Source organism: Ensifer sp. SSB1 (genome assembly GCF_016652895.1).
Lineage (GTDB): Bacteria > Pseudomonadota > Alphaproteobacteria > Rhizobiales > Rhizobiaceae > Ensifer.
In genome coordinates, this window is record NZ_JAEPRP010000308.1 from 1 (window position 1) to 4,251 (window position 4,251).

4 protein-coding genes are annotated in these 4,251 nt (G+C 64.4%); all 4 read right to left on the minus strand.

The features are described 5' to 3' along the window. Window positions 1–1,351 (minus strand): ABC transporter ATP-binding protein (locus I8N66_RS36335; RefSeq protein ID WP_291165190.1); only part of this gene is annotated, 1,351 nt, incomplete at its 3' end. Next, window positions 1,344–2,171: an ABC transporter permease gene (locus I8N66_RS36340; RefSeq protein WP_113540393.1), complete on the minus strand. Its 828-nt coding sequence runs from the start codon at window positions 2,169–2,171 to the stop codon at window positions 1,344–1,346. The genes I8N66_RS36335 and I8N66_RS36340, both read right to left, overlap by 8 nt. Continuing rightward, window positions 2,168–3,280: an ABC transporter permease gene (locus I8N66_RS36345; protein WP_113540460.1), complete on the minus strand. Its 1,113-nt coding sequence runs from the start codon at window positions 3,278–3,280 to the stop codon at window positions 2,168–2,170. The genes I8N66_RS36340 and I8N66_RS36345 overlap by 4 nt, the downstream gene beginning before the upstream one ends. Further along, window positions 3,280–4,251: ABC transporter substrate-binding protein (locus tag I8N66_RS36350; protein WP_291165193.1), on the minus strand; the 972-nt coding region annotated here is incomplete at its 5' end. The genes I8N66_RS36350 and I8N66_RS36345, both read right to left, overlap by 1 nt.

Genomic DNA, 4,251 nt, shown 5'->3' on the forward strand with positions numbered 1-4,251 from the left:
GCGGGTCGAGCGCCGAGGTCGGTTCGTCGCACAGGATCAGCTCTGGCTTGGCCGCCAGGGCGCGCGCGATCGCCACGCGCTGCTTCTGCCCACCGGAGAGTTCCGCCGGATAGCGATCGAGGAAGCGGCTGCCCATCTCGATCTGGTCGAGGAGCTCGTTCACCCGCTCCGTCTTCTTCTGGCCGTGCAGGCCGAAATAGAAGGAGAGCGGACGCCCGACGATGTCGCGCACCGTCTGGCGCGGGTTCATCGCCGTATCCGCCATCTGGTAGATCATCTGGATGCGGCGGAGCTCGTCGTTGCTGCGGCCCTTGAGCGCCCGCGGCAGTTCCTTGCCCTCGAAGGTGATGCGGCCCTCGCTCGGCGGCAGAAGGCCGGTGATGACGCGGGCAAGGGTGGATTTGCCCGAACCGCTCTCGCCGACGATCGCCAGCGTTTGCCCCTTCGGCAGATGCATCGAGACATCGTGCAGCACCTTGAAGCCATTGGCGTAGCCGGCGCTGATATGCTCGATCTTCAGCTGCGCCCCGGTCTGGTCGGGCGCCTCGTCGCGTTTGGTCTGGCGGACGCTGACGAGCGCGCGGGTGTAATCCTCCCGCGGCGCTTCGATGATCTGCTTCGTAGAGCCGTATTCCACCGTCTTGCCATGGCGCAGCACCATGATGTCGTCGGAGATCTGCGCGACGACGGCGAGATCGTGGGTGATGTAGAGCGCCGCCGTGTGCGTTTCCTCGATCGCGTGCTTGATCGCGGCGAGCACGTCGATCTGGGTGGTGACGTCGAGCGCTGTCGTCGGCTCGTCGAAGACGATCAGTTCCGGATTGGGGCAGAGCGCCATGGCGGTCATGGCGCGCTGCAGTTGCCCGCCGGAGACCTGATGCGGATAGCGTTCGCCGAAGGTTTCCGGATTGGGCAGGCCCAGCACGCGGAAAAGATAGAGCGCCCGCTTCTTCGCTTCGTCGCGGCTCATGATGCCGTGGCGCAGCGACGCCTCGATCACCTGGTCACCGAGCCTGTGCGCCGGGTTGAAGGCGGCAGCGGCCGACTGTGCGACGTAGCAGACGCGGGCGCCGCGGATCGAGCGGATGCCGTTCTTGTCGAGCGTCAGGATGTCCTTGCCGTCGAGCAGAACCTGGCCGCCGGTGATGCGCACGCCGCCGCGGCCATAGGCGAGGGCCGAGAGGCCGATGGTCGACTTGCCGGCGCCGGACTCACCGATGAGGCCGAGAACCTTGCCCTTCTGCACGTCGAACGACACGCCCTCGACGAGGGTGACAACCTTGGGCGGCTCGCCCGGCGGGTAACTGGTCGCTTCGATCTTGAGGTTCTTGACGGAAAGCATCTCAGGCATCGCCACGTCCTCCCTTGAGGCTGGAGGTTCTCTTCATCAGCCAGTCGACCACGAGGTTGACGCAGATCGCGAGCGTGGCGATCGCCGCACCCGGGATCAGGGCTGCCGAAATGCCGAAGATGATGCCGTCCTTGTTGTCCTTGACCATGCCGCCCCAGTCCGCTGCCGGCGGCTGGATGCCGAGGCCGAGGAAGGAGAGGGTGGAGAGAAACAGGATGGAGAAGGCGAAGCGCAGGCCGAACTCGGCGAGCAGCGGCGACAGCGTGTTCGGCAGGATCTCGCGAAAGATGATCCAGAGCGAACCCTCCCCGCGCAGCCTCGCCGCTTCGACGAATTCCATGACCGCGACATCGAGTGCGACGGCGCGACCGATGCGAAAGACGCGGGTCGAGTCGAGTACCGCCATGACGAGGATCAGGATCCACAGATGTTGCGGCAGCACGGCAAGGACGACGAGGGCGAAGATCAGCGTCGGGATCGCCATCATCAGGTCGTTGAAGCGGGAGAAGAGCTGATCGGTGAGGCCACCGACGACGGCGGCCGTGAAGCTCAGGAGCATGCCCAGCGAGAAGGAGAGCACGGTTGCCGCCAGCGCCACGAAGATGGTGGTGCGGGCGCCGTAGATCAGACGCGAGAGCAGGTCGCGGCCGAGATTGTCGGTGCCGAGCAGGAAGTCGCCGCCGGCCGGAAGCCAGACGTCGCCGACGACGTCGCGTTCGCCGAAGGGAGCGATGACCGGTGCGAAGACGGCGCAGAAGATCGCAATCGCAATGCCGGCGATGCCGATCCAGGCGCTGATGGGGATGGATCTCAGGTTCATCGCGGATGCCTCAGTCTCGGGTTGGCGATGATCGCGAGAATGTCGGCCGCCATGTTCAGGAAGATGTAGAAGGCGGCAAAGATCAGACCGCAGGCCTGAACGACCGGCATATCGCGCACGGTCACCGCGTCCACCATGTATTGGCCCATGCCCGGGTAGACGAAGACCACCTCGACCACGACCACGCCGACAACGAGATAGGCGAGGTTGAGCGCAATCACGTTGATCACCGGCGCCACCGCATTGGGGGCGGCATGGCGCGCGATGATGCGGAACATGCTGAGACCCTTCAGTTCCGCCGTCTCGACATAGGCCGAAGACATGACGTTGAGGATCGCCGCGCGGGTCATGCGCATCATGTGGGCAAGAACGACGAGAACGAGGGTCGCGACCGGAAGCGCGATCGCCGAGAGCCGTTCGGTGAAGCTCATGCTGTCGTAGACGGTCGCGGGGAAGGTCGCGACGCCGTACTTCACGGCGAAGAACATGATCAAGAGATAGCCGACGAAGAACTCCGGCAGCGAGATGGCCGCCAGCGAGACGACGTTGATGATCTTGTCAGGCAGCCGGTTGCGGAACTGCACCGCCAGCATGCCGAGGCCGACGGCAAGCGGCACGGAAACGAGTGCTGCGAAGAAGGCAAGGAACAGCGAATTGCCGAGGCGCTTGCTGATCTGTTCGCCGACGGAATTCTTGCTCGCCCAGGAGGTGCCGAAATCGCCTTGTACCGCACCGCCGAGCCAGGAGAGGTAGCGTTCGGTCCAGGGCCTGTCGAGGCCGAGATCCTTGCGGATGTTTTCGACCGCCTGGGGCGTTGCCGACTGGCCGAGATAGGTGGTGGCGAAGTCGCCCGGAAGCGCTTCGATGCCGCCGAAGATCATCAGCGACACGGCGAAGAGCAGGCCGACGCTCAAGCCGAGGCGCTGCAGGACGAGCGCCGCGAGAGGGCGGCGGAAGGTGAAGCGCCGCCAGAAGGTGCCGCCGATTTCGCCATCGGTGGCAGGATTGGGTTTTGCTGGTACTCCGGAAAGTTCGGCAGGCCGCGGATGCGTTGCATCCGCGGTCCCATCCGTCGGAACCGGACCAGTAAGCGGTCCGCTTTCCATCATCATGCGTCCAGCCACACCCGGGTTGCGACATAGCCGTTCGACATGTCGTTGCCGATATCGTGCACATAGCCCTTCACCTGCTTGGTGGAGGCGTTCACGAAGTCGTTGAACATCGGCAGGATCAGGCCGCCTTCGTCACGCACCATCATGGCCATGGTGCGGTACATGTCCTTGCGCTTGGCCTCGTCGAGTTCCGAGCGGGCCTCCAGCAGGATCTTGTCGAAATCCGGACGCTTGAAGCGGGTGTCGTTCCAGTCGGCGGTCGACAGGTAGGCGGTGGAGTACATCTGGTCCTGGGTCGGACGGCCGCCCCAGTAGGAGGTGGAGAAGGGCTGCACGTTCCAGACGTTGGTCCAGTAGCCGTCGCCCGGCTCGCGCTTGACCTCGATCTCGATGCCGGCCTTCTTGGCGCTTTCCTGGTAGAGCACGGCCGCATCGACCGCACCCGGGAAGGCGACGTCGGAGGTGCGCAGGAGCACCGGACCGCTATGGCCGGATTTCTTGTAGTGGAAGGCCGCCTTGTCCGGATCGTAGGCACGCTGCTCGATGCCTTCGGGGAAGAGCGCATAGGTGTCGTTGATCGGGAAGTCGTTGCCGACCTTGCCGTAACCGCCGAGGATGCGCTGGACCATGGTCTCGCGGTCCATCGAATATTTCAGCGCCATGCGCAGGTCGTTGTTGTCGAAGGGGGCGGTGTTGCAATGCATGATGAACACGTAGTGGCCGCGGCCGGACGTGTTCAGGATCTCGACCGTCGGCGCCTTCTTCAGAAGGTTGACCGTCTTCGGATCGACGCGGTTGATGTAGTGCACCTGGCCGGACGAAAGGGCGGCGATGCGGGCGGTCGCGTCGTTCATGGCGATCAGCTCGACCGAGTCCACGTAGCCGCGGTCGGTGCGCCAGTCGTCGGCGTTAGTCTCGAAGGTGGCGAGAACGCCTGCTTCGAAGCTCGTTACCTTGTAGGGACCGGT